The organism is Hasllibacter halocynthiae, assembly GCF_003003095.1.
In the GTDB taxonomy this organism is placed as follows: domain Bacteria; phylum Pseudomonadota; class Alphaproteobacteria; order Rhodobacterales; family Rhodobacteraceae; genus Hasllibacter; species Hasllibacter halocynthiae.
This window is the reverse complement of sequence record NZ_PVTT01000001.1, coordinates 1,334,169-1,358,063: the sequence shown is the minus strand read 5'-3', so window position 1 is coordinate 1,358,063 and position 23,895 is coordinate 1,334,169. Positions and strand designations below refer to the sequence as shown.

Annotated in this window: 19 protein-coding genes; 15 read left to right on the top strand and 4 right to left on the bottom strand. The window is 69.5% G+C overall.

The features are described from left to right. The first annotated feature begins 231 nt into the window (after positions 1–231). Genes BCF33_RS06755 through BCF33_RS06740 form a run of 4 tightly spaced genes read left to right on the top strand, consistent with a single transcriptional unit; the run spans position 232 to position 4,210 of the window. On the top strand, positions 232–1,590 hold the full coding sequence (locus BCF33_RS06755; protein WP_158259366.1) for an MFS transporter: 1,359 nt from the start codon (positions 232–234) through the stop codon (positions 1,588–1,590). Further along, on the top strand, positions 1,587–2,456 hold the full coding sequence (locus BCF33_RS06750) for an SDR family NAD(P)-dependent oxidoreductase (protein ID WP_106160092.1): 870 nt from the start codon (positions 1,587–1,589) through the stop codon (positions 2,454–2,456). Before BCF33_RS06755 ends, BCF33_RS06750 begins: the two co-directional genes overlap by 4 nt. After that, complete coding sequence (locus tag BCF33_RS06745; protein WP_106160091.1) at positions 2,449–3,348, top strand: alpha/beta hydrolase; 900 nt, start codon at positions 2,449–2,451, stop codon at positions 3,346–3,348. The genes BCF33_RS06750 and BCF33_RS06745 overlap by 8 nt, the downstream gene beginning before the upstream one ends. Then, positions 3,335–4,210 (top strand): SDR family oxidoreductase, encoded by an 876-nt coding sequence (locus BCF33_RS06740; protein WP_158259365.1) that lies wholly within the window; start codon positions 3,335–3,337, stop codon positions 4,208–4,210. The genes BCF33_RS06745 and BCF33_RS06740 overlap by 14 nt, the downstream gene beginning before the upstream one ends. Here BCF33_RS06740 and BCF33_RS06735 read toward each other — a convergent pair. Further along, on the bottom strand, positions 4,201–4,866 hold the full coding sequence (locus tag BCF33_RS06735) for a TetR/AcrR family transcriptional regulator (protein ID WP_106160089.1): 666 nt from the start codon (positions 4,864–4,866) through the stop codon (positions 4,201–4,203). The two genes, BCF33_RS06740 and BCF33_RS06735, sit on opposite strands and share 10 nt — an antisense overlap. A 232-nt stretch (positions 4,867–5,098) precedes the next feature. Then, positions 5,099–5,866: a 7-alpha-hydroxysteroid dehydrogenase gene (hdhA, locus tag BCF33_RS06730; RefSeq protein WP_106160088.1), complete on the bottom strand. Its 768-nt coding sequence runs from the start codon at positions 5,864–5,866 to the stop codon at positions 5,099–5,101. Between the two features lie 572 nt (positions 5,867–6,438). Between hdhA and BCF33_RS14455 the strand changes: the two genes are divergently transcribed. The 3 genes from BCF33_RS14455 (at position 6,439) to BCF33_RS06715 (ending at position 10,311) form a co-directional block, all read left to right on the top strand. Further along, positions 6,439–7,869, top strand: coding sequence for a dihydrolipoyl dehydrogenase family protein (locus BCF33_RS14455; RefSeq protein WP_281260007.1), 1,431 nt, complete (start codon positions 6,439–6,441; stop codon positions 7,867–7,869). A gap of 302 nt (positions 7,870–8,171) precedes the next feature. Continuing rightward, entirely contained in the window at positions 8,172–9,272 is a 1,101-nt protein-coding gene (locus tag BCF33_RS06720; protein ID WP_106160086.1) for an HlyD family secretion protein, read from the top strand. Between the two features lies 1 nt (position 9,273). Continuing rightward, entirely contained in the window at positions 9,274–10,311 is a 1,038-nt protein-coding gene (locus BCF33_RS06715) for an FUSC family protein (RefSeq protein ID WP_106160085.1), read from the top strand. A 342-nt stretch (positions 10,312–10,653) separates the two neighbouring features. Here BCF33_RS06715 and BCF33_RS06710 read toward each other — a convergent pair whose 3' ends face one another. Next, positions 10,654–11,520 carry a LysR substrate-binding domain-containing protein gene (locus BCF33_RS06710; RefSeq protein ID WP_245883739.1) on the bottom strand — a complete coding sequence of 289 codons (867 nt, stop codon included), beginning with the start codon at positions 11,518–11,520 and terminating at the stop codon, positions 10,654–10,656. 110 nt (positions 11,521–11,630) lie between these two features. Here BCF33_RS06710 and BCF33_RS06705 point away from each other — a divergent pair, with 110 nt between their 5' ends. Continuing rightward, positions 11,631–12,857 carry an aminopeptidase P family protein gene (locus BCF33_RS06705; protein WP_106160083.1) on the top strand — a complete coding sequence of 409 codons (1,227 nt, stop codon included), beginning with the start codon at positions 11,631–11,633 and terminating at the stop codon, positions 12,855–12,857. Between the two features lie 245 nt (positions 12,858–13,102). After that, entirely contained in the window at positions 13,103–14,560 is a 1,458-nt protein-coding gene (locus BCF33_RS06700; RefSeq protein ID WP_106160082.1) for a sodium:solute symporter family protein, read from the top strand. Positions 14,561–14,582: 22 nt separating this feature from the next. On the opposite strand, the gene BCF33_RS06695 is transcribed toward BCF33_RS06700, so the two are convergent. After that, positions 14,583–15,575 (bottom strand): GlxA family transcriptional regulator, encoded by a 993-nt coding sequence (locus BCF33_RS06695; RefSeq protein ID WP_106160081.1) that lies wholly within the window; start codon positions 15,573–15,575, stop codon positions 14,583–14,585. Between the two features lie 119 nt (positions 15,576–15,694). Between BCF33_RS06695 and BCF33_RS06690 the strand changes: the two genes are divergently transcribed. The 6 genes from BCF33_RS06690 to BCF33_RS06665 all read left to right on the top strand — a co-directional run bounded on the left by BCF33_RS06690 (position 15,695) and on the right by BCF33_RS06665 (position 23,601). Further along, a complete protein-coding gene (locus tag BCF33_RS06690) occupies positions 15,695–16,930 on the top strand; it encodes a sarcosine oxidase subunit beta family protein (protein ID WP_425432757.1) in 1,236 nt (411 codons plus the stop codon). Positions 16,931–16,972: 42 nt separating this feature from the next. Then, positions 16,973–17,302, top strand: a complete 330-nt coding sequence (locus BCF33_RS06685; protein WP_106160079.1) for a sarcosine oxidase subunit delta — start codon at positions 16,973–16,975, stop codon at positions 17,300–17,302. Continuing rightward, a complete protein-coding gene (locus BCF33_RS06680; RefSeq protein ID WP_106160078.1) occupies positions 17,299–20,292 on the top strand; it encodes a sarcosine oxidase subunit alpha family protein in 2,994 nt (997 codons plus the stop codon). The genes BCF33_RS06685 and BCF33_RS06680 overlap by 4 nt, the downstream gene beginning before the upstream one ends. Positions 20,293–20,305: 13 nt before the next feature. Further along, on the top strand, positions 20,306–20,845 hold the full coding sequence (locus BCF33_RS06675; protein WP_106160077.1) for a sarcosine oxidase subunit gamma: 540 nt from the start codon (positions 20,306–20,308) through the stop codon (positions 20,843–20,845). An 82-nt stretch (positions 20,846–20,927) separates the two neighbouring features. Continuing rightward, positions 20,928–22,190 (top strand): serine hydroxymethyltransferase, encoded by a 1,263-nt coding sequence (gene glyA / locus BCF33_RS06670; RefSeq protein ID WP_106160249.1) that lies wholly within the window; start codon positions 20,928–20,930, stop codon positions 22,188–22,190. A gap of 13 nt (positions 22,191–22,203) precedes the next feature. Then, the gene (locus tag BCF33_RS06665; protein WP_106160076.1) at positions 22,204–23,601 is read left to right on the top strand and encodes an L-serine ammonia-lyase; all 1,398 of its coding nucleotides are present in this window, start codon (positions 22,204–22,206) and stop codon (positions 23,599–23,601) included. Positions 23,602–23,895: the final 294 nt, after the last annotated feature.

The following is a 23,895-nucleotide window of genomic DNA, read 5'->3' as shown; positions in this document are numbered from 1 at the left end:
GCCGTCGATGACGGGGAAGGGGTGTTCACGAAGAAGCAGGCCGGGTCGCCAAGGCGTCGTTCCATCGGAAATGCGCAAGGCGCAACCTTCGCCGCGTGCGATCACCGGAAGAGGTCCCGCCCTCATGGTGATCCGCGGCTCTTGCCAGCGAAGATATGATAGACCTATCATGTCAGAGGAGCGGCTTGGGAGGGGCGCGACGTGAAGGATGAGGGGGGGAGGGCCCGCGGCTTGCGCTTTGGGCAGAAGCTGGCCTTCGGCACGCCGGAGGTCGGGCTCGCGCTCGCCTTCGTCGCGATCAACTCGTGGCTGCTCTATTTCCTCGTCAACGTCGCCGGCCTTTCCCCGCTGCTGGCGGGCATCGCCTTCCTGGCCGGGCGGCTGTTCGACGCCGTGCTCGATCCGTTGGTGGGGCGGTGGTCGGACCGCATGCGCCATACGGTCGGACGCATCCCCGCGATCCGCTGGGCGCTCGTGCCGACGGCGCTCGCCTACGTGAGCATCTGGGTCCTGCCCGCGCTGGTCGAGCCGACGGTCCTGAAGTTCGCGTTGGCGACGGGCGGATTTATGCTGTTCTCGTTCTTCTACACGTTGGTCTCGATCCCGCGCATCGCCCTGCTGCCGGACCTCGTGCCGGACTACGACGCGCGCACGGGCCAGGTCTCCATCAACATGATCTTCATCTTCGTCTCGGTGCTCGTCGCCATCGCGATCACGCCGGCGCTGGTAATCGGCTTCACCGGGGTCGAGGAGCTGGCGGCGACGCCGGCCTTCGGCTGGATCGCGACGGCAGCCCTGTTCGCGGTATTGGGGATCCTGTCCTACCTGCCGTTCCTGTTCGCCATCCCCGATGCGCAGCCAAGCCCCGCGCCGCCGGTCAGGCCGCTGGGCGCCGACGTGCGCAGCCTCTTCGCGACGCCGGGCTACGGGCGGGTCATCGCCATCTTCGGCACGTCGGTGCTGGCGACGCTCATCGTGCAATCCATGGTGCCGTTCTACCTGGAATCGTGGGTCGGCCTGCCGGGGTCCGCGCAGGCGCCGATCCTGGGCGGCATCTTCCTGCTCTCGATCTTGTGCTTTCCCGCCTGGGCCTCGATCGGCAAGCGCATGGGCAAGCATCGCGCCATGATCCTCGGCTGCGCGATCTACTGCCTGTTCCTTGCGCTCGTGCCCTTCGTTCCGCGTGCCAGCATGACGCCGTTCCTGATCGGCATCTGCGCGCTCTCGGGCATCGGCATCTCGGCCATCAACCTTTTTCCCTGGGCCATGCTGCCCGACGCGGTCGACATGGATGCCCAGACGCACGGCGCCCCGCGCGAGGGGCTGGTCTATGCCGTCTTCATCTTCACGCAGAAGATGGCGGGCTCCCTCGCCGTGTTCTGGAACGCCATCATGCTGGCCATCTTCGACCACCAGGCAGGCCGGGCCGTGCAGGCCGAAGGCACGCTCGCCGCCTTCGTCTGGATGACGGGGCCGATCCCGCTCGCCATCCTCGTCGTTACGATCCTGCTCTGCATCGGCTATCCCATCACCCGCGCTATGCAGGCGCGGGCAAGGGCCGGCACCACCGCACGGAACGTCCTGGCATGAAGCAGCTGTCCCACAAGGTCTTCGTCCTCACGGGCGCGTCCTCCGGCATCGGCCGCGCGCTCGCCGTCGCGCTCGCGGACGAGGGCGTACGCCTCGCCCTCGTCGACCGCGACGCCGACGGGCTCGAGAAGACGCGCCGCATGCTCGGCAACGCCGACGTGCTCGCCGCCGCCTTCTCCGTGGCCGACCGCCTGGCCTGGGACGACTTCCGCGGCGAGGTGCTCGAGCGCTTCGGCACGGTCGATGCCGTCGTCAACAACGCCGGCATCGCACACGAGGCCGTCACCGTGCAGCACATGCGCGCCGTCGACATGGAACGCGTCATGGACGTGAACTTCATGGGGGTCTTCCACGGCACGCAGACCTTCCTGTCCGATCTCATCGCCCGACCGGAAGCGACGGTGGTCAACACCTCGTCCACCTTCGGGCTGACGGCAGTCGGCCTTCAGGGCGCCTATTGCGCCTCCAAGTTCGCCGTGCGCGGCTTCTCCGAGGCGTTGAGGATGGAAGCCCGCGCCTACTATCCGGGCCTCACCGTCTCGACGGTCTTCCCGGGCGGCATCGCGACGGCCATCTCGGACAACGCCATCGCGGCAGGCAGCCGCACCGCCGAGGAGCGCGAGGCGGACAAGGCGAACTTCGCCAAGAACCTCGTCATCTCGCCCGAGCGCGCGGCGGAGGTCGTCGTCGCGGGCATCAGGGCCAAGCGCGAGCGCATCCTGATCGGCCGCGACGCGAGCGTGATGGACTGGATGTCGCGCATGCTGCCCGCGCGCTACACCCGCGTCATGCTGGGGCAGTTGAAGAAGTCCGGGCTGGTGCCGGACATTCCCGCCCTGCCGGTCGATCGGCGCGCCGGTGGCTGAGGTGACGGAGGACGACATCGAGGTCGCCGGCGATCGCGTGCACGTCTGGCGGGTGGGGCCGCGGGACGGCACGCGTCCGGCCGTGGTGATGGCGCACGGCTTCTCCGGCGTCATCGCCGAGCCGCTGCTGCGCTACGCGGACCGCTTCGCGAAAGCGGGCCTCGTCGCCGTGCTGTTCGACTATCGCACCTTCGGTCGCTCGGGCGGTCGTCCGCGCCAGTGGATGGACATCCCCCGCCAGCAGGAGGACTGGCGGGCCGTCATCGACTGGGCGCGGGGTCAGCCCGGTATCGACGCGAGCAGGATCGCGTTGTGGGGCACGTCCTTCTCCGGCGGCCACGTCATGGATCTCGCGGCCGGCGGCGCGGACGTGCAGGCCGTTGTCGCGCAGGCCCCCTTCGCGGACGGTCGGCAGAACACCGGCGACCCCCGTCAGGCCCTGCGACTGTTCGGCGCCGCGCTGCGCGATCGGTGGCGCGGCATGAGGGGCCGCTATCCCTACTATATCGGCGCGGCCGGCCATCCGGGTGACCTCGCCGCCATGACCACCCCCGACGCCGTGCCGCACGATTGGTGGCAGCAGAGCCGAGGCACCGGCTGGGAGAACCGCATCACGCCGCGAGTCTTCCTGCAGGCGCTGCGCTGGCGGCCGGGCGCTAAGACCGCCGCCATCGCCTGCCCGCTCCTCGTGCAGGTCGCGGCCGCCGATGCCGTCACCCCGCCGCAGCCCGCCCGCGACGCCGCCGCCGCGGCGCCGCGGGGCCGTGCGGTCGACTACGACATCGAGCATTTCGAGATCTACTTCGGCGAGCCCTTCGAGCGTGCGGTCGCCGACGAGATCGCCTTCCTGCAGGAGGCGCTCGTCATGGAGGACACCGATGCCGTCACTTGAGAACCGCGTCGTCCTGATCACCGGACCGGCACGCAACATCGGCCGCGAGATCGCACGCGCGGTCGCCCGGGACGGCGGTCACCCCGTGCTCGCCGGCTTGGAGTTCGACCGGCTGGAACGTCTGCGCGACGAGATCGGCGGACGCGCCCTCGCCGTCGAGATGGACGTCACCGACGACGCCTCGGTCGCCGCCGCCTTCGATGCCGCCGCCGCCACCTTCGGGCGCGTCGACGTCGTCGTCTCGAACGCAGGCGTCATGGGATCCGGCGCGGTCGAGGCCGTGGGCGCCAACTTCCTGGACCGCATGCTCGCGATCAACCTCACGGGCACTTACCGCGTGGCGCACCATGCGGTGCCCTACCTGACGCTCACGCGCGGATACTTCCTGTCGGTCTGCTCCACGGCGGCCGTCGGCCACTCGCCACTGCAATCGCATTATTGCGCGTCGAAGGCGGGGGTCTACGCGATGATGGACTGCTTCCGCCAGGAGGTCGCCCACCGCGGCATCGACGTCGGCGTGCTGTGCCCGAACTTCGTCGCCCCGGCCACCGAGAGCGGCGAGCCCGGCCCCGGCACGGACGAACTGATGAAGCAGCTGTGGGGCAACGTGAACGCGGAAGGCACGGGTACGCCCGTGGCCGACGTCGCCAGGGACGCCGTGCATGCCATGCGCGTTCGCGCGCGCGAGACGACGTCGCCACGCTCGATGTTCTTCGTGCTGAAGGCGCCGCGCCTGATCCAGCGCCTGTTCGAAGGCCGCTTCAAGGCCGACAACGTTGAGCAGGCCGTCGAAGCCTCGCGTCGGCTATCGGGTGAAGGCCGCAGCGTCACCACCGCCATCGGACCGACCCTTCAGGGCTGAGCGAAGAGGCCAGCACGGCTCGCGCTCGCTCCGATCTTCGACGTCTGCTCCGCCAGAAGCCGCGCCAGCGGCTCGCGCTCGATCGTGCCGGCGCGCAACAGGCCCATCCCGTCGAACGCCTGGCGCACGAGCAGCAGCGCCACCGCGCGGCAGGCCCGCGCATGGGCCTCCTCGTCGCGCGCGGTCGCGACGAAGGCGTCCAGATGGTCCGTGAGATCGTCGATCAGCGCCGCCTCGCACCGGTCGAGCGCCGCGCCGAGTGGCGACGGGTCGCCGCGGAACCTCATGAAGACGTCCATCAGCGCGCCGCTCTCGCGCACGAGGTCGATCAGGCCGAGGAAATAAGCCGTAAGCGCTTCGGCATCCCCGGGGCCGGTCTCTCGCAGCCGCTCCATCCCGTCGGCGATCGGTTCGCGCACCTGCGTCTCGATCCGCTCCTCCAGCGCCTCGACGCAGGCGGCGATGTTGGGGAAGTGCGCGTAGAAGCCGGACTGCACGATGCCGGCCCGCTTCGCGATGCGCCCGGTGGTCAACGCCGAGGCCCCGTGCTCCGCGACGACCGCGACGGCGGCGTCCAGGACGTCCTGCCGGCCCGCGCGCGATCCGGTCCGGCGATCGCCCGTCTCACTCCGGCTGCTGTCGGACGCCCCGCTCATCGCGCCCGCTAACGCACGAGATGGCTCCGGGTATCAAGAGGTGGGGTTTCAAAGCGGCGAGGGCGCGCCCCCGCGACGCGCGAGACGTGACCGCGACACAGTGAGCCTGAACGACGGCGGTGAAAGACCGGCCCTCCACGATGCTGCCCGTCGGCTGAACGCCGCCGACCGCCTTGCGAGGACGGCGTGCCGCCAGCGGAGCGAGTGCCGGATCGTTCCGCTGGTCGGCGCGTCAGCCGAGGTTCTGGATGCCGCCCCCCGACACGGTAAGGATCTGGCCGCTTATCCAGCTCGCGGCGGGGGAGCAGAGGAACAGCGCGGCGTTGGCGATGTCCTGCGGCTCGCCCAGCCTCTTGATGGGCGTGTTCGAGAGCATCGCCTTCTCGCGCTCGTCGGTAAGCACCGATTTCAGCGCCTCGGTCCGCGTGGCGCCGGGCGCGACGGCGTTGATGCGGATGTTCTTCGGGCCGAGATCGAAGGCGGTGTTGCGCACCAGGTGGTTCACAGCCGCCTTGGCGGAGGAATAGGACGCGTTGCCCTTGGCCTTGTCCTCCGCGCCGATGGAGCTGGTCGCCAGGATCGCCCCGCCGCCAGCCTTCTCCATCTCCTCGGCTGCGAGCTGCGACAGGCGGAACAGCGAGAACACGTTCAACTCGTAAGCGCGGACGAAATCCTTCATCGGCATGTCGAAGGGCTTGGGCCCGCCGCCGCCGGCGTTGGAGACGAGGATCGTGAGCTTGCCGTAGCGCTCGGCGGTGCCGGATACGAACGACCTCAGGTCGTCCTCGCTGGTCACGTCGCACTTGATGGCGAACGCCTCGCCGCCCGCGTCCGTGATGGCTTTGGCCACCTCGTTCGCGGCGTCCACGTCGTAGTCGCTGACCGCGACCTTCGCGCCCGCCGCGGCGAAGGTCTCGGCCATCGCGCGCCCGATCCCGGCGCCCGCTCCGGTAATGGCCGCGACCTCGTCTTTCAGGGTGAAGTCGGCTTGATCGTACATGGCCATATTCCATTCCGGTTCGTTCGCGGAGACAGCGCGAAGCTGGGGCGATGGGTTCCTGCGCATGCCCGTCCCGGCGTCGTTCCGCCGACGGCCTCGCCCCGCTTCGCCTGCGAAGTCGCTCGGTCCGGGCACGTCGGCATGGAACTGGACCGGCGTGTGCCGGTCGCCTGGCATGCCAGAGCGGTCCTGCGGAGAATCGCCGAATGGGCCGCGGCCCCTGTGCGTCAGACCTGCGACCGTGATGCGATCGAGCGGGTTCGCGACAGGAAGGGGCGTCCACGCGCACCCCGCGTCTGACCGGCATGGCGGATGCGCGCCCGGGTGCCATCGAGCGTGACAGAGCATCCGGCCCGTCGTTACGCGGCAGCGGTCACGTCAGGCGTCGCTATACGCCCTTCTCGCCCATGCCAGGGCCTTCGCCGCGGGTCGCCATGCCCGTCCGTCGGCCTATCCTCACGGATTGCAGGACGGGGCAAGTTCCTGTCCGCCCGGCGACGAGTGCGGAAACCCAACTTGCTCGGGAGCGATATCCGGGCACCAGATCGGCTCAGAGGAACGGGAACGAAGACATGGCGAGGGACGAAGATCGCGGCGGCTCGAAGAGCAGGGGGAAGGTCATCGTCGTAGGCGGCGGGCCCGCGGGCGTTCAGGCGGCCCTGCGCGCCAGCGAATTGGGGGCGGAGGTCACCATCCTCGAGAGCGAGCGGCTGGGAGGGACGGCCTTCAACGAAGGGCCCGCTCCCGTCCGGGCGCTCGCGCGCGCCGCCCGCTTGCGATCCGATGCGACGATGTTCTCGGAGTTCGGCCTCGAAGGCGAGGTTCCGGACGTGGATTTCGCAAGGGCGATCGATCACGCCAACCGCGTCGCGGCCTACGCGAACGAGGTCTGGCACCTGACCGATTTGGTCAAGGAGCAGGGAATCGAGGTGATCGACGAGGTGGGCCCGGCCCGGTTCGTCGATCGGACCACCTTGGAGATCGGGGATGGACGCCGGTTCAGCGGCGACAGGATCATCTTGGCGGTCGGAGGGAAGCCCCGAAAGCTTTCCATCCCGGGGAGCGACCTCGCGTTGTCGTTCCACGATCTGTGGGACATGAAGGAGCTGCCCGGCCGGGTCACGGTCGTCGGCGGGTCCGCCACGGGCTGTCAGCTCGCGTCGATCCTGATCGATTTCGGCGCGCAGGTCGACGTCATAGAGTTCGCCGATCGGCTCACGCCGCCGAGCGACGCCGACATTTCCCGCAGGTTGAAGGCTGCATTCGAGAAGCGGGGCATGAACGTGCTGACCGGAACGGGATGCGATTCCATCGAGAGGAAGGATGGAAGGCTGAAGGTGTCGTTCACCCATGGCGAGGAGACGTCGTCGCTGGAGACGGACGCGGTCTTCCTGATGGTCGGCTGGCCGGCGGACGTCTCGGGGCTGGATCTGGGTGCGGCGGGGGTCGAGATGGACGGCCCCTTCATCAAGGTGGACGAGTGCCTGCGCACGACCGTGCCCGAGATCCTGGTCGCCGGCGACGCCAACGGTGTGAGCATGTTCGTGCAGAGCGCCGCGCATCAGGCCAGGGTCGCGGCCCGGAACGCCGTTCTGGAAAGCCAGGACGTATACGATCCGCAGGCCATCGCGACCGGCAGCTTCACGGAGCCGGAATACGGATCGGTGGGAATGACCGAGGCGCAGGCCCTCGAGCGGCACGATTGCTATATCGAGGTCATCGACTACACGGCCCTGCCACGTGCGGTGATGGATGCGCGTACCGACGGGTTCTGTAAGATCATCGTCGACAAGGAGAGCCGGAAGCTGCTGGGCGCCCATGTGCTCGGCTCCTACTCGGCCGAGGTGATCCAGGTCGCCGCCACCTGCATCGCGGCCGACATGACGGTCCAGGACATAGCCGAGCTGGAACTGGCCTTCCCAACATTCACCGAAGCCCTAGGCATGGCGGCGCAGCGCATCAGCAGGAAGATGCGTATGAACGGCGCGGAGGATCGAGGCTAGCGTTCGGTTCCATGGCGTGGCGGCAGAGTTCCCGATGGCTGCGAGGAAGGGCGAATGAAGGGTCCTGCATGGGCGCGCCGAAGGTTCTCTTCGGTGATCGGGCGCTGACGTAAGCAGCGTCCGGAGGCCTCCTAGTCCCCGAGAGGGAGGAGAGGATGAAGAGGGAGCGGAACGCGCCCCGTTCGAGGCGGAGATGACGACCGGAGCGCTATCGGGCCGGCGGGCCGCTGCCGGGTTCGCCATGCGGTTCGGGGTCCATATCGGGCGTGCACCCGCCATGCCGCCTGCGCTAGGAGGACGCCATGTCAGACCCAGAGACCACGCCCGCGGCCAGGCGCCGCAATCCCGCCAAGCCCATAGCCCTGATCGTGATCCTCCTCCTTGCGGGGCTGATCGTGCTCTACGCGATGACAGACCGTCTGGCGCCGGCTTCCTCGCGGGGCATCGTCTCCGCGCAGGTGGTGCAGGTCGCGCCACGCGTCTCGGGCGAGGTCGTGGCGGTGCGCGTGGAGGACGACGCGGTCGTGCGGACCGGCGCCCCCCTCTTCGAGATCGACCCGCGCCCCTTCGAGCTCGCCGTGCGGCAGGCGGAGGCCAATCTCGAGAACACCGTACAGGGCATCGACGCCTCTGGCGCCTCGCTCGTCTCGGCCCAGGCCGGCGTCACGCAGGCGCGCACGGCGCTGGAGAACGCGCAGGCGGAGGCCGAGCGGACCTTCCGGCTGGAGGAGCGCGGGATCGTCGCGGCCGCGCGCGGCGACGACGCCCGCGCGAGCATCGCCGACGCCGAGGCCCGCCTCACGAGCGCCGAGGCAAGCTTGGAGAGCGCGCGCCTCCAACTCGGCTCCGGCGGCGAGGACAATCCGGCCATCGCCGCCGCGCAGGCCGCCCTTGAGAGCGCGCAGTACGACCTCGCCTCGACCACCGTGACCGCGCCGCATTTCGGCGTCGTGACCAACGTCACCCTCTCGGAAGGCCAGTTCGTCTCCGCCGGCAGCCCGGCCCTCACCTTCATCGACGCCGAGGCGGCCTGGATCACGCTCGACCTGCGCGAGAACCAGCTCCAGCTCGTCGATGCCGGCGATCCGGTGGGTCTGGTGTTCGACGCCGTGCCCGGAGAGATCTTCGAAGGCCGCGTGCAGAGCATCGCCTGGGGCATCAACCCGGGGCGCAACGTCGCGGGCGGCCTTGTTGTGAACCAGCCGACAAATCGCTGGTTCGAGCCCGCGCGCAGGATCCCCGTCCGGATCGAGCTGGCCGGCGGGATGGACGCGTGGCCCGAGCGCGCGCGCGTGGGCGGCAAGGTGCACGGCGTCGTCTATGCGGGCGGCACCGACGGGCCGGTCGCGTGGATGGCCAGTGCGCTCCAGCGTCTGCGGTCCTGGACGAGCTACTTGCACTGACATGTACGTCACGCCCCGCCCTGACGCCTCGGAGGACCCGTTCTACGCGGTGCGCCTCGGCCTGATCGGGGCGCTCGCCTATTCGGCGATTCCGCTGATAGATCCCGCGCTGCCCCCCATCATCTGCGCGCTGCCGGTCGGCCTGATCGCGTCGCAGCGCAAGTCCTTCAACGTGGGCAAGGCCATCGCCGGGCCGGTCGTGATGATCGTCCTGGTCTACGTCATGACCTGGGCGGTCGAGCAGATGCGCCCGATGCCTGTGCTCTACGTAGCGGTGATGTGGCTGACCTATTTCGCGGGCTACCTGATGATCCTCAGGACCGGCGCGCAGGCGGGGATGCTGATCGTCATCGTCTCCGTCCTGATGTCGGTCATGGGGATGCACGGCAGCGCCACGGTAGAGACCATGCGAGATGGCTTCGTGCAGGCCGCGCTCGTGGGGCTGCTCATCGCTCCGGTGGTGTATTGGCTGGTGCCGCCGCGCACCCGCGAGGCGCATGTCGACACGCCGGTTCCCGGCGGCGGCAACGTTGCGATCGGCGCGGCGATTCGGGCGACGGTGCTTCTGGGGCTGTCGTTCTGGCTCTACTCGGTGATGCAGCCGTCGGACATGATGATGGCCGTGATCGCGGCGATGGTGCTGGTGTTCCCGACCCGCCGCGCGGTCCTGTGGGAGGCGCTGCAGCGCGTGCGCGCCACCTTCTACGGGAGCATGGCGGCTGCGCTCGCGCTCGCCGTCGTCGTCTGGTCGCCGCATCTGCCGATTGTGCTAGGCCTCGTGTTCCTCACCGGGCTCTATTTCGGTGATAGGATGATCCACGGGCCGCATCCGTCGATGGTCTATCAATACGCGTTCTCGGTGATGCTCGCGCTCGTCGCGGGCGCGCTCTCGACCCAGGATGCGAGCTATGCGGTCCTGACGCGGATCGTGCTGACGCTCGTCGGCGCCGGGGCGGCGGTGGCCGCGGTGGCGCTGCTCGACGGCCTCACGGACTGGCGCGGCGAGCGGCGCCCGATCCGCGGCGCGGGTGCGGCATGAGCGCCAGGTAGACCCTATCCGATCGTTACTCCTTTTTGTGCGAAGCTCGGACCCCGCCTAACCGGATGCGCCCGCGGCCGGCCGACCTCGCAAGGCCCTTGCCGTCTACCTCCGTCCCTCGCTGCGACCGCTTCCCCATGCGGCGGCAACCTTCGTCATGCGCTTCTTCGGCGCGGCGACGAGACCGTGTTCCTGACGCCGCCGCCGGACGCGACCGGACGCTTCCGGATGCCCAGCTCATGGCACAGGACCGGTCGATCAGGCGTCGTCGCCATGTATCCAGCCATCCGGCCGGACAGCCCCGACCCTGTCCAGCGCCGTCTGAGGATGGCGGGGGCGCCGCTAGAGGGACGCGAGGATCCAATCGCGAAACAGCGAGGCCGCGCGCAGGCTGTGCGCATCCTCCGCGCCGCGGGAGACGAGGTAGTAGTCGAAGCCTTCGTATATGTGGACGTCCGACAGCGGGACGAGATGGCCGCGTTCGATGTCCGGCCGCACGATCTCCCGCGGGCACAGCGCGCAGCCCTGCCCTGCAAGGGCCGCGGCCCGAAGCAGGTTGAAGTCCTCGAAGACCGGTCCGCCGAGCGGGCCCGGGCATCCGCGGCCCGTGCGCCCGAACCACCTCGCCCAGCCGGAGGTATCCGTGTCGTGCAGGAGGTCCGCCTTCGCCGGGTCCGGCGCCGCCCCGTCCAGCTTCGTGGCCACTGCCGGATTGGCGACGGGCACGCTGTGTCCCGGCAGAAGGAAATCGGCGTCCGGGCCGGGCGGGCCCTCGGCATAGACGAAGGCGAGATGCACCGATCTCAAGTCCACCTCATGGCCGAAGAGGGCGTAGACGATCCGTATCGGCACGTTCGGATGCGCCGCGCGGAACGTGCCGAGCTTGGGGATCAGCCAGCAGACCGCGATCGAGGGGATCGCCGCGACGACGAGGGGCTGCGTTCCGTGCACCGCGCGTGCGCGATCACAGGCCCGCTCGATCCTGCCGAAGGCCTCGCCGATCTCGCGCCCGAGCTCGAGCGCATGCGGCAACGGCTGCGTACGTCCGCCCGAGCGGTCGAAGAGGGGTCCGTCGAACCACCGCTCCAGATGCCTGAGCTGGTGGCTGATAGCCGATTGGCTGACGGAGAGGCTCTCCGCCGCGGGCGCGATCCCCCTGTGACGGATCACCGCCTCGAAGGCACGCAGAGCGGTGAGAGGAGGTCGCACGATGCAAGATGCCCCAAAATTTTTTCAGGTCATGCTGAATTATCCGCCTTTGACATAGGGGGCGATGTATCGCCAGTCTGAAACCGGTGATCGACGAAATGGTGAAGTGAATGGAACGCGAACGACTGCAGAGCTATGTCGGGAACGGAGACAAGGCCGTGCCGACCTTTTCGCCCGGCGAGATGCGGCGCCGTCAGGACGTGATCCGTGCCCACATGGCCGAAGCGGACGTCGATGCGGTCCTGTTCACCTCCTACCAGAATATCGACTACTACGCCGACTTCCTCTACTGCGCGTTCGGCCGGCGCTACGGCTTGGTGATCGACCATGAACGCGCGACCACGATCAGCGCGGGGATCGACGGGGGGCAGCCCTGGCGGCGTACCTTCGGCCACAACGTCACCTACACCGATTGGCAGAAGGACAACTGGTTTCACGCCGTGCGGCAGCTGGTCGGTGATGCCAGGCGCATCGGGATCGAGTTCGACGAGGTCGACCTCGATACCTACCGCCTGCTGCAGGAGGAGTTCCCGGAGGTCGAGTTCGTGGACATCGCCGCCGCCGCGATGCGCCTGCGGATGATCAAATCCCCCGAGGAGATCGAGCGCATCGCCGAACTCGCGCGCATCGCGGACATCGGCGGCGCGGCGGTCGTCGAGGCGGTCGCCCCCGGCGTGCCCGAATACGAGGTCGCGCTGCACTCCACCCAGGTCATGGTCCGCGAGATCGCCCGGTCCTATCCCCACGGCGAGCTGCAGGACACCTGGACCTGGTTCCAATCGGGGGTGAACACGGACGGCGCCCACAACCCCGTCACCACTCGCCGGATCGAGGCGGGCGACATCCTGTCGCTGAACTGCTTCCCCATGTCGGCGGGCTACTACGTCGCCCTCGAGCGCACGCTCTTCGCCGGGCATTGCGACGACGCCTCGCGCCGCCTGTGGGAGCTGAACTGCCGGGTCCACGACCGTGGCAAGGAGCTGCTGGTGCCCGGCGCCAGATGCTCGGAGATCGCCCGCGAGCTGAACGAGATCTATGCCGAGGCTGACCTGCTGCAGTACCGCTCCTTCGGCTACGGTCATTCCTTCGGGGTGCTCTGCCACTACTACGGACGCGAGGCGGGCCTCGAGCTGCGGGAGGATTGCGAGACCGTGCTCGAGCCGGGGATGGTCGTCTCGATGGAGCCGATGATCACGATCCCCGAAGGTAGGCCCGGCGCGGGCGGCTACCGCGAGCATGACATCCTCGTCATCGAGGAGGGCGGGAGCCGCAACGTTACGAAGTTCCCCTATGGGCCCGACCATCTGGTCGTGAAGGGCAAGGCCGAGGCCGCCTGATGCCCATCCCCCGGCGGCGCCCCGGCTCGCGGCCGGGGCGCCGCCCCCGAGAGGAGGCAAGCGCATGTTCTTCGATTCCTGGGTCCTCGACTGGTTCGTGATCCTGAATGCCGCGACGCTGATCGTCGCCGTGGTCTTCTTCGTCCTGGGAGAGGCCGGGAAAGGCCGCTGAGGCGCCGCCCGCGGGAACGCGGGCAGGGGCCGTCCAACCCGAATGGTCCCCCAGAAGGGGAGGGGAGGGAACGATGGGCGACATTCTCTGGACGAATTGGGCGATCCTTCTCGCATCGTTCGCAGGCCTGATCTGGCTCGGCTGGAGATCGAGCAAGACGGTCGTGGGCGAGAGCGAGGACGAGAGCGGGTTCCTCATCGCGGGCCGCTCGCTCGGGCCGTTCGTCGGGGCCTCGACGATCGTCGCGACGGGCTTCTCGGGCTGGGGCTTCATGGGCTCGCCCGGCGTCGCCTACGAGTTCGGCGCCACCGAGCTTCTGGGCAACTTCATGTTCGCGCCGGCAATGGTGATCGCGGTTCTCTTCTTCGCGCGCTACCTCGCCGGACGGGCCGAGGCGATGGGAAGCTGCACCATTCCCGAATACGCCGCACGCCTCCATGCGGAAGGCGGCATGGCGCGCGTGGTGCAGGGGGTCGCGGCGATCATCACCATCGTGCTGCTGCTCGTGTTCCTGACCAGCCAGATCAAGGCGGTCGGCATCCTCGCGGCAGGTTGGCTGGACTTTCCGCAGGATTACGGCGCGGCGCTGATGATCTCGATCATCATCCTTTACACTGTGCTCGGCGGGCTGACGGCGGTGGCGTGGACGGACACGCTGATGCTGATGGGGATGCTCCTCGCGGCCGTCATCATCTCCGTTCAGATCTTCGCCGACATTCCGCCCGCCGAGTTGGTCGAGCGGCTGCGCGAGATCAGCCCGGCGCTCGTCGATCCCGACACCTCGCGCCCCTACGGGGAGATGAAGGGCGCGGTCTTCCTCGTGCTGCCTTACGCGTTCCTCTTCTCAGCGGTGCTGCCCTTCATGGCGGTGCGGTTCCTGGCCTTCAAGCCGGGCACGAAGTTCACCCGCACGACGATGTACGTCGCACCCTTCGCCTGCATCCTGTCGATCATCCCGGTCGTCGGCCTCTACATGCGGGTGAAGGTGCCGGGGCTCGAGCAGGCCGACCTAGCCATGCCGGCCTATCTCAACACCTTCCTGCACCCCGTATTCGGCGGGTTCATCACGCTCTGCATCCTCTTCGCGATGCAGTCGACGGCCAACTCGCTGCTGCACACCGTGGCCTCCGCGGCCTCGCACGATCTACGGCGCGCATTGTTCCCCGGCCGGACGGATGCCCGGACCGCGCTCAACATCAACCGCGCGGCGGTGGTGGTGTTCGGGCTCGTGGGCCTGATGATGATGCTCTTCGCGCCGCCCTTCTTCCTCTCCTTCCTCGGGATCCTGGGGACCGGCACGCTCCTGGCGACGCTGGTCGGGCCGATCTTCGTCTCGTCGATCTGGCGCGGCAACGCCTGGGGGGCGCTCGCGGCGATGTTTGGGGGCTTCTGCACCTCGGGTGGGATGCTCCTCTTCACGGACAGCGGCTGGGTCGTGGGCCCGCTCACGGGCTGCCTCGTCTCCACGGTGCTCTACGTCGCGGTCTCGGTCGCCACGGCGCGAATCGCGCCGCGCGTCACCGCCGTCTGAAGGCCCCGATGCGCCGCCCAGCCTAGACGGCCAAGCCCCGGCGCCATGCGTCCGGCGTCACGCCCTCGCGTTTGCGAAAGGCGCGGATGAGGTGCGAGGCGTCGCAGAACCCCGTCTCGGCCGCGATCTGCGCCACCGACCGGCCCGACCGACCCAGCAGCAGCTTGGCGTGAGCCAGGCGCAGGCGCATGAACGCCTCGGCCGGGGTCAGTCCCGTGGCGGCCGCGAACCGCCGCTCGAGCGTGCGGCGCCCGACGCCGAGGCGCCCGGCCACCTCCGCCGCGCCGGGCGGCGCGGCGAGGTGCTGCTGGATCTGCGAGAGGGCCCGCCGCACGAGCGGATCGCGCGTCGCCAGCTCCAGCGGCAGGCCGGGTTGCGGGTCCCCGGGCCCGAGCGTCTCGTCGATGATCATGATGCGCAGCGCCTTGCGCGCCGTGGCGCGCCCGATGTGCCGATCCACTAGGAAGGCTGCGAGCTGGGCCGAGGCAACCCCACCCGCGCAAGTCAACCGGTCGCGGTCGACGACGAACGCCTCATCCGAGACGGGGACGATTCCCTCGAACCGGTCGAGGAAGTCGTCGTGGTGGAACCAGCTCACGCAGCAGCGGTAGCCCTGCAGCAGCCCGATCCGATGCAGTGCGAACGCCCCCGTGCAGACCCCCGCCAGCGGCACCCGCGCCGTGGCCGCCCGGCGCAGGAACGCGGTTTCGGCGGCGCCCAGGGTCTCGATCTCATCGAGGAGGCCGCCGATCACCGCGACGTAGTCGAAGCGGGCCGGATCGCCCAGTGCCTCGTCCGGGGCGAGGCGGGCGCCGCAGCTCGCGCGGATGGGCTCGCCCGCCCCCGACAGGATGGACCAACGGCACAGGATCGGCCGCGACCGATCCCCCTCGTCCGCGGCGAGACGCAGGACGTCCGCGAACCCCGCATAGGCCGACAGGGTGAACCCTGGCACGAGGACGAAGCCGATGGACAGGCGGGCGGGCTGCGTCGGGGCGGCGGCGGGTTCTTTCATGACGCGATCCTGACATGGATGTGGCGCGATGATCCATTCCCGTCCCCCCCGCGAATGCGCTACGGGGAGGGGGAGAGTTCCCTTGCGGAAGGATAGGTGACTTGACCCGTTTCTCCGGCATGGCCGTGCTTAAGAACGCCCTCAACGGTCACAAGGGCTGGCGCGAGCAGTGGCCCGACAGCGAGCCCAAGAAGGAATACGACGTCATCATCGTCGGCGCGGGCGCGCACGGGCTGGGTGCTGCCTACTACCTCGCCCAGGAGCACGGGATCACCGACGTCGCGGTGATCGACAAGGGCTGGCTCGGGGGCGGCAACACGGGCCGCAACACGACGATCATCCGCTCGAACTACCTCTACGACGAGAGCGCGCGGATGTACGACCATGCGCTCGACCTTTGGGAGGGTCTGAGCCAGGAGCTCAACTACAACGTCATGTTCTCGCGGCGCGGCGTGATGATGCTGGCGCACAACGTCCACGACGTGCAGTCCTTCCAGCGGCACGTGCATTCCAACCGCCTCAACGGCGTGGACAACCGCTGGCTTACGCCCGAGGAGGCCAAGCGCTTCTGCCCGCCGCTCAACATCTCCAGGGACGCGCGCTATCCGGTGATGGGCGCCGCGCTGCAGATGCGGGCCGGCACGGCGCGCCACGATGCGGTGGCCTGGGGCTACGCGCGGGCGGCCGCGGCGCGCGGCGTGGACATCATCCAGAACTGCCCCGTTCTCGCGGTGCGCCGCGGCCCGGACGGCGCCGTCGAGGGCGTGGATACCGGCAAGGGATTCATCCGCGCCAAGAAGGTCGCCATCTCGGCCGCGGGCCACACCTCGGTCGTGATGCAGTCGGCGGACGTGCGGATGCCGCTGGAGAGCTATCCCCTTCAGGCCCTCGTCTCCGAGCCGGTGAAGCCCTGCTTCCCCTGCGTGGTGATGTCGAACGCGGTTCACGCCTACATGAGCCAATCCGACAAGGGCGAGCTGGTGATCGGGTCCGGCACGGATCAGTACGTCTCCTACTCGCAGCGCGGCGGCCTGCCGCTCATCGAGCACACGCTGGCAGCGATCTGCGAGGTGTTCCCGATCTTCACGCGCATGCGGATGCTGCGCAAATGGGGCGGGATCGTGGACGTGACGCCCGACCGCTCGGCCATCGTCGGCAAGACGCCGGTCAAGGGGCTCTACGTCAACTGCGGCTGGGGCACGGGCGGCTTCAAGGCCACGCCGGGGGCGGCGCACACGCTGGCGCACACGGTCGCGCGCGACGAGCCGCACCCGATCAACGCGCCCTTCACGCTGGAGCGGTTCACGACCGGACGCCTGATCGACGAGGCCGCCGCGGCCGCCGTCGCGCATTGATGCGCGCCGCGAACGTCATGCATTGAGGAGGGAGACGGTCCCATGCTTCTGATCCACTGCCCCTACTGCGACGAGACGCTGCCCGAGGCCGAGTTCGCCTATGCCGGGGAGGCGCATGTCGACCGCCCCGCCGATCCGATGGCCCTGTCGGACGACGAATGGGCGGCGTTCCTGTTCATCCGCTCGAACCCCAAGGGCGTGCACGCCGAGCGCTGGCGCCACGTCCACGGCTGCGCGCGCTTCTTCAACGCCGAGCGCGACACCGTGACGGACGCCTTCGTCTCCACCTACCGCGCGGGCGAGCCGCGCCCCGGAACCAAGTGTTCGGCCGGCGCACCGGCGGGCGACGACATGAAGGTGGCCGCGGAATGAGCACGCATCGCATCGCGGGAAAAGGCCGCTTCGATCACGGCGGGCCCGTCCGGTTCACCTTCGACGGCAAGCGCTACGAGGGGCGGCGCGGCGACACGATCGCCTCCGCGCTTCTGGCGCATGGCGTCCACCTGATGGGGCGGTCCTTCAAGTACCACCGTCCGCGCGGCCCCGTCTGCGCCGGAACGGAGGAGCCCAACGCCTTGGTCGAGACCTCGCGCGGCAAGGGGCGGTTCGAGCCCAACACCCGCGCCACGGCGCAGGAGCTGCGCGAGGGGCTGGAGGTGCGGTCGCAGAACCGGATCGGCTCGCTCGCCTTCGACCTGCAGGCGGTGAACGACCTGGTGCACCCGCTCTTCTCGGCGGGGTTCTACTACAAGACCTTCATGTGGCCGCGCTCCTTCTGGGACCGCGTCTACGAGCCCGTGATCCGCCGTGCCGCCGGGCTGGGGCGCGCGCCCGACGCGCCTGACCCGGACCGCTACGCGCATCGCAACCTGCATACCGAGCTTCTGGTGATCGGCGCCGGCCCCGCCGGCCTGGCCGCCGCGCTGGCCGCCGCGCGCGCGGGCGCCGAGGTGACGCTCGTGGACGAGCATGCCGAGATGGGCGGAGCGCTCCTGTCCGATCCGGACGTCGTGATCGACGGCAAGCCTGCCTGGGACTGGCTCGCCGCCGCGCTGGCGGAGTTGGACCGACTGGGCGTGCGGCGCCTCACGCGGACCACGGCGATCGGATACTACCACCAGAACTTCGTGGGCCTGTGCCAGAAGCTGACCGATCACCTCGACGAGCCCCCCGAGGGCGCCCCGCGCGAGCGGATGTGGCATGTGCGCGCCGTGCGCGTCATCCTGGCGCAGGGCGCGCTGGAGAAGCCGCTCGTCTTCGACGGCAACGACCGGCCGGGCGTGATGCTGGCAGGGGCGGCGCAGACCTATCTGAACCGCTACGGCGTGCTCGTGGGCGACACTCCTGCCATCGTTACGAGCCATGACAGCGCCTACCATGCGGCCTTCGACTTGGCGGACGCGGGTGCGAAGGTCGCCGCGATCGTCGATGTGCGCGCGGCGCCGGGCGAGGGCGTCCTGGTCGAGGCGCGGCGGCGCGGGATTGAGGTGCTGACCTCGCATACCGTGACCGGCACCAATGGCCGCCTCAGGGTGAAGTCGCTCCGCGTCGCGCCCGTGAGCGGCGGGCGCGTCGGCGCGGCCCGGACGATCGCCTGCGACTGCGTGCTGATGTGCGGCGGCTGGACGCCCTCGCTGCATCTGTTCTCGCACACCAAGGGCACGCTCAAGTGGGACGAAGCCCTCGACGCCTTCCTGCCCGACCGTTCGGCCGAGGAATGCCATATCGCGGGCGCGGGCCGGGGCCTCTGGGGCTACGGGGCCGCGCTGGCCGACGGGGCCGAGATCGGCGTCACCGCCGCGCGTGCCCTGGGCCTCGACGCGGAGGCCGCGGCGCCGGTGGTCGAACGCGACCGCACCGGCACCGGCGAGACGTTCAAGGAGCTGCCGACCGATGGCGATGCGGGGCGCAAGCGCGCCTTCGTCGACTTCCAGAACGACGTGACGGCCAAGGACATCCGCCTCGCCGTGAAGGAGGGGATGCGCTCCATCGAGCACGTAAAGCGCTACACCACGAACGGCATGGCAACCGACCAGGGCAAGATGTCCAACGTGAACGGCCTGATGATCGCGTCCGACGCGGTGGGCAAAGCCCCGCCGCAGGTGGGGCTGACGACGTTCCGCCCGCCCTACACGCCGACCACCTTCGGCGCCTTCGCGGGCTACCACCGGGGCCGCCACTTCGAGGTGACGCGCCGCACGCCCATCGACCCCTGGGCCGAGGCGCATGGCGCCGCGTTCGAGCCCGTCTCGCTCTGGCGGCGGGCCTGGTACTTCCCGAAGGCGGGCGAGGACATGGACGCGGCCGTCGCGCGCGAATGCGCGGCCACGCGCGGCTCCGTCGGCATCTTCGACGCGTCCACGCTGGGCAAGATCGAGGTGCAGGGCCCGGACGCGGTCGAATTCATGAACCGCATGTACACCAATCCCTGGACCAAGCTCGGGATCGGGCGGGCACGATACGGCCTCCTGCTGGGCGAGGACGGCTACATCCGCGACGACGGGGTGATCGGACGGCTGGGAGAGGACCTGTTCCACGTCACCACGACGACGGGCGGCGCGGCCCGGGTGCTGAACATGATGGAGGACTACATCCAGACGGAATGGCCCGACCTGAAGGTCTGGCTGACCTCCACCACGGAGCAATGGGCGACCGTCGCGCTGAACGGGCCGAACGCGCGCCGCGTGCTGGAGCCGCTCGTCGAGGGGCAGGACCTCTCCGCCGAGGCGTTCCCGCACATGTCCGTGGCGGAATGCACGGTGGCTGGCTTCCCGGCGCGCCTCTTCCGCATCAGCTTCACGGGCGAGTTGGGCTTCGAGATCAACGTGCCCGCCCGCCACGGCCTCGCGCTGTGGGAGGCGTTGATGAAGGAGGGGGAGAGATACGACATCTGCCCCTACGGCACCGAGACGATGCACGTCCTGCGCGCCGAGAAGGGCTTCATCATCGTCGGCCAGGACACCGATGGCACGGTCACGCCGGACGATGCGGGCCTCTCCTGGGCGATCGGCAAGAAGAAGGCCGATTTCGTGGGCATGCGCTCGCTGCGGCGTCCCGACCTCGTGGCCGAAGGCCGCAAGCAGCTCGTGGGCCTGATGACGGAGGACGGGGACGTGAAGCTCGACGAGGGCGCCCAGGTCGTGGCCGACCCTGAGCAGGCGCTGCCGATGAAGATGATCGGCCACGTCACCTCGTCCTACTACAGCGCCGCCCTGGGCCGGCATTTCGCCATGGCGCTGGTCGAGGGCGGCCGCGACCTCGAGGGGCGGGACGTGTTCGTCCCCACCCCGGAAGGCATCCGGCGCGCCACCGTCACGACGACCGCTTTCTACGATCCCGCCGGCGAGCGGTTGAAGGTCTGAGGAGGGCAGGACCATGACCATGCACGACACGCGGATGCCCGACGCCACCGTCACGATCGAGGATCTGGCCCCCGACGCGCGCTTCTCGCTGCGGGTGGGTGCGGACGGACGTGCCGCCGCCTCCGAGACGCTCGGGCTGGACCTGCCGGTGCGGGTCGGCGACGTCGCGCGGGGCGCGGAGGAGCGCACCGCACTCTGCCTCGGCCCCGACGAATGGCTCATTACCGCGCCGGCGGAAGCGGGCGGGGCCATCGCCCGGGCCTTCGCCGATCTCTACGATCGCACGCCCCACAGCCTCGTCGACGTCTCGGACCGCGAGGTCACGGTGCGCGTGACGGGGCCGGAGGCGCTGACGTTGATGACGATCGGCTGTCCCCGCGACCTCGCGCGCCTCGCGCCGGGGCGGGCGGTTCGCACCGTTTTCGACGGCGCGACCGTGATCCTGTGGCGCGATGCCGAGGATACGTTCCGCATGGATGTCTGGCGCTCCTTCGCGCCCTTCGTGCGCGACCTGCTGGAGATCGGCCGCGCAGAGATCGCGGCAGGGCTCTAGTCCCGCCCCAATGACCGAAACCGATGTCGGGGCGCTCCCCGGCACGCGCGCCCACGGGCGCCATGCAGGAAAGGACGACGCCATGCTCGACGCCACGACCGCCACGATTACCGACGCTGCCATCGCCGAGGCCGTCGCCAGCGAGATGGATCGCCAGCAGCACCAGATCGAGTTGATCGCATCGGAGAACATCGTCAGCCGCGACGTGCTTGCGGCCCAGGGCTCGATCCTGACCAACAAGTATGCCGAGGGTTATCCGGGCCGCCGCTACTATGGCGGCTGCGAGCATGTCGACACCGTGGAGGAGATCGCCCGCGATCGGCTCAAGCAGCTGTTCGGCGCGGGGTACGTCAACGTGCAGCCCCATTCGGGCGCGCAGGCCAACCAAGCGGTGTTCCTCGCGCTCCTGAAGCCGGGCGACAAGATCATGGGCATGTCGCTGGCCCATGGCGGGCACCTGACCCACGGCTCGCCGGTGACGATGTCGGGCAAATGGTTCGACGTCGTCTCCTACGAGGTCGAGGAAGACAGCCATCTCATAGACATGGACAAGGTGCGCCAGATCGCGCTGGCGGAGCGGCCCAAGTTGATCATCGCCGGGGCCTCGGCCTATCCACGGCCCATCGACTTCGCCGCCTTCCGCGCCATCGCCGACGAGGTAGGGGCCATCCTGATGGTGGACATGGCGCATTACGCGGGTCTGATTGCGGCGGGCGAATACCCCGATCCGATGCCGCACGCTCATGTCGTGACCTCGACCACCCACAAGACGCTGCGGGGGCCGCGCGGCGGCATCATCCTGACGAACGACGCGGACCTCGCCAAGAAGTTCAACTCGGCCGTCTTCCCGGGCAACCAAGGCGGCCCCCTGATGCACGTAATCGCGGCCAAGGCCGTCGCCTTCGGCGAGGCGCTCGATCCGTCGTTCAAGACGTATGCGCGGCAGGTCCTGGCCAACGCGCGCGCTTTGTCCAAGACGCTGATCGCCGGCGGCCTCGGCGTGGTGTCCGGCGGCACAGACTGCCACATGGTGCTGGTCGACCTGCGCCCCATGGGCGTAACCGGAAAGGTGGCCGAAGCCGCGCTGGAGCGGGCCGGCCTGACCTGCAACAAGAACGCGATTCCATTCGACCCGGAGAAGCCCTTCGTCACCTCCGGCATCCGCCTCGGGACCTCGGCCGGCACGACCCGCGGCTTCGACGAGGACGACTTCCGCGCCGTGGGCGAGATGGTGCTTCGCGTGGTCCGCGCCCTGTCCGCGAACGAGGAGGGCGACGCGGAGGTCGAGGCCGCGGTGCGCGCGGAGGCCGGCCGCCTCTGTGAGAACCACCCGATCTACGGCTGAGCCGTCATCCGCGATGTTCATCTCACTTCTCGAGGTCTTCAAGCTGGGCGTCGGCCCTTCCTCGTCCCACACGATGGGGCCGATGGTGGCCGCGGCGCGCTTTCTCGAGGCGCTGCGCGGCGGGGCCGACCCGATCCCCGGATCGGGGGCGCCCGTACGGCTGTCGGTGACGCTCCATGGTAGCCTCGCCTTCACTGGCAAGGGCCACGCGACCGACCGCGCGGTGGTCCTCGGCCTTTTGGGATACGTGCCCGAGACGCTCGACCCCGAGGCTGCGGACGGGGCCGTCGCCGCCCTTCGCGAGACGAAGGAGCTGCGCCCCGCGGGACTGCCGCTCCTGCGTTTCGATCCCGGTGCGGACATCGTCTTCGACTACGGCCCGCCCCTGCCGCAGCACCCCAACGCCCTGACCTTCCGGGCGGAGGACGCGCGCGGCAACGCGCGGCTGGCGATGCCCTATTTCTCCGTCGGCGGCGGCTTCGTCGCGACGGAGGCCGAGCTGGCCGGTGGCGGCGACCTCGGCGCCGAGAAGTCCGCGCGCGGCTACCCCTATCCGTTCGGCACCGCCGGGGAGATGCTACGGATGGGCGAGGCGTCGGGCCTGTCCGTCGCCTCCATGAAACGCGCGAACGAACTGGCGGCGGGAGTGGCCGACATCGACGCGCGCACCCACGCCCTAGCCGACGCGATGGAGGCCTGCATCGACGCGGGCCTCTCTCGCACGGGCGTGCTGCCCGGCGGCCTGAATGTCCGCCGCCGGGCCAAGGACATCCACGACCGCCTTCGTGCCGAACGGGGCAGCAACCGCCCTCTGCCGCATGCGGGCAACGAGTGGCTGTCGGTCTGGGCCATGGCCGTGAACGAGGAGAACGCCGCCGGGGGGCGGGTCGTGACTGCCCCCACCAACGGCGCGGCGGGCACGGTCCCGGCCGTCCTGCGCTACCTGCGAGAGCAGTGCGGCGTCGAGGGGGCGGACCGGCGGCGCGACTTCATGCTGACGGCCGCCGCGATCGGCGGGATCATCAAGCACAACGCCTCCATCTCGGGGGCGGAGGTGGGCTGCCAGGGCGAGGTGGGGTCGGCCTCGGCCATGGCGGCCGCCGGGCTCTGCGCGGCCTTGGGCGGAACGAACGCCCAGATCGAGAACGCCGCCGAGATCGCGCTGGAGCATCACCTCGGCATGACATGCGACCCCGCCGCGGGGCTTGTCCAGGTTCCCTGCATCGAGCGCAACGCCCTTGGTGCGATCAAGGCGGTCTCGGCAGCTGCGCTCGCGCTCAGGGGCGACGGCACGCACTTCATGCCGCTCGACAACTGCATCGAGGTGATGCGCCAGACCGGCCGCGACATGGATGACCGCTACAAGGAGACCTCTCGAGCCGGCATCGCCGTCAACCTGCCCGAGTGCTGAGGGCGCGCTCGGAAACGCCCGCTGCCTGACCCCCGAGGGCATCGGGGTGCCGCAGAGGGCTCCGTCACGACGTGGCAGAAGCTGCGGCGGAGCGGTGGCGGGATCGATCCGCACCCCCCATCGGCCGCTTCGGGCCGTGCCCCGTCGGGGGCGGGAAGGGCACGAGGGTCCCGTCCTCACGAGGACGGCGGCCGCCGGCGCTTTCCGGATCCAGACGTCGTTCGGCGTCGGGAGCGGCGAACCCGATCTCCCGGCCCTGCTGACACCCGGCTTCCGCACTCTAGGTTACGCTAT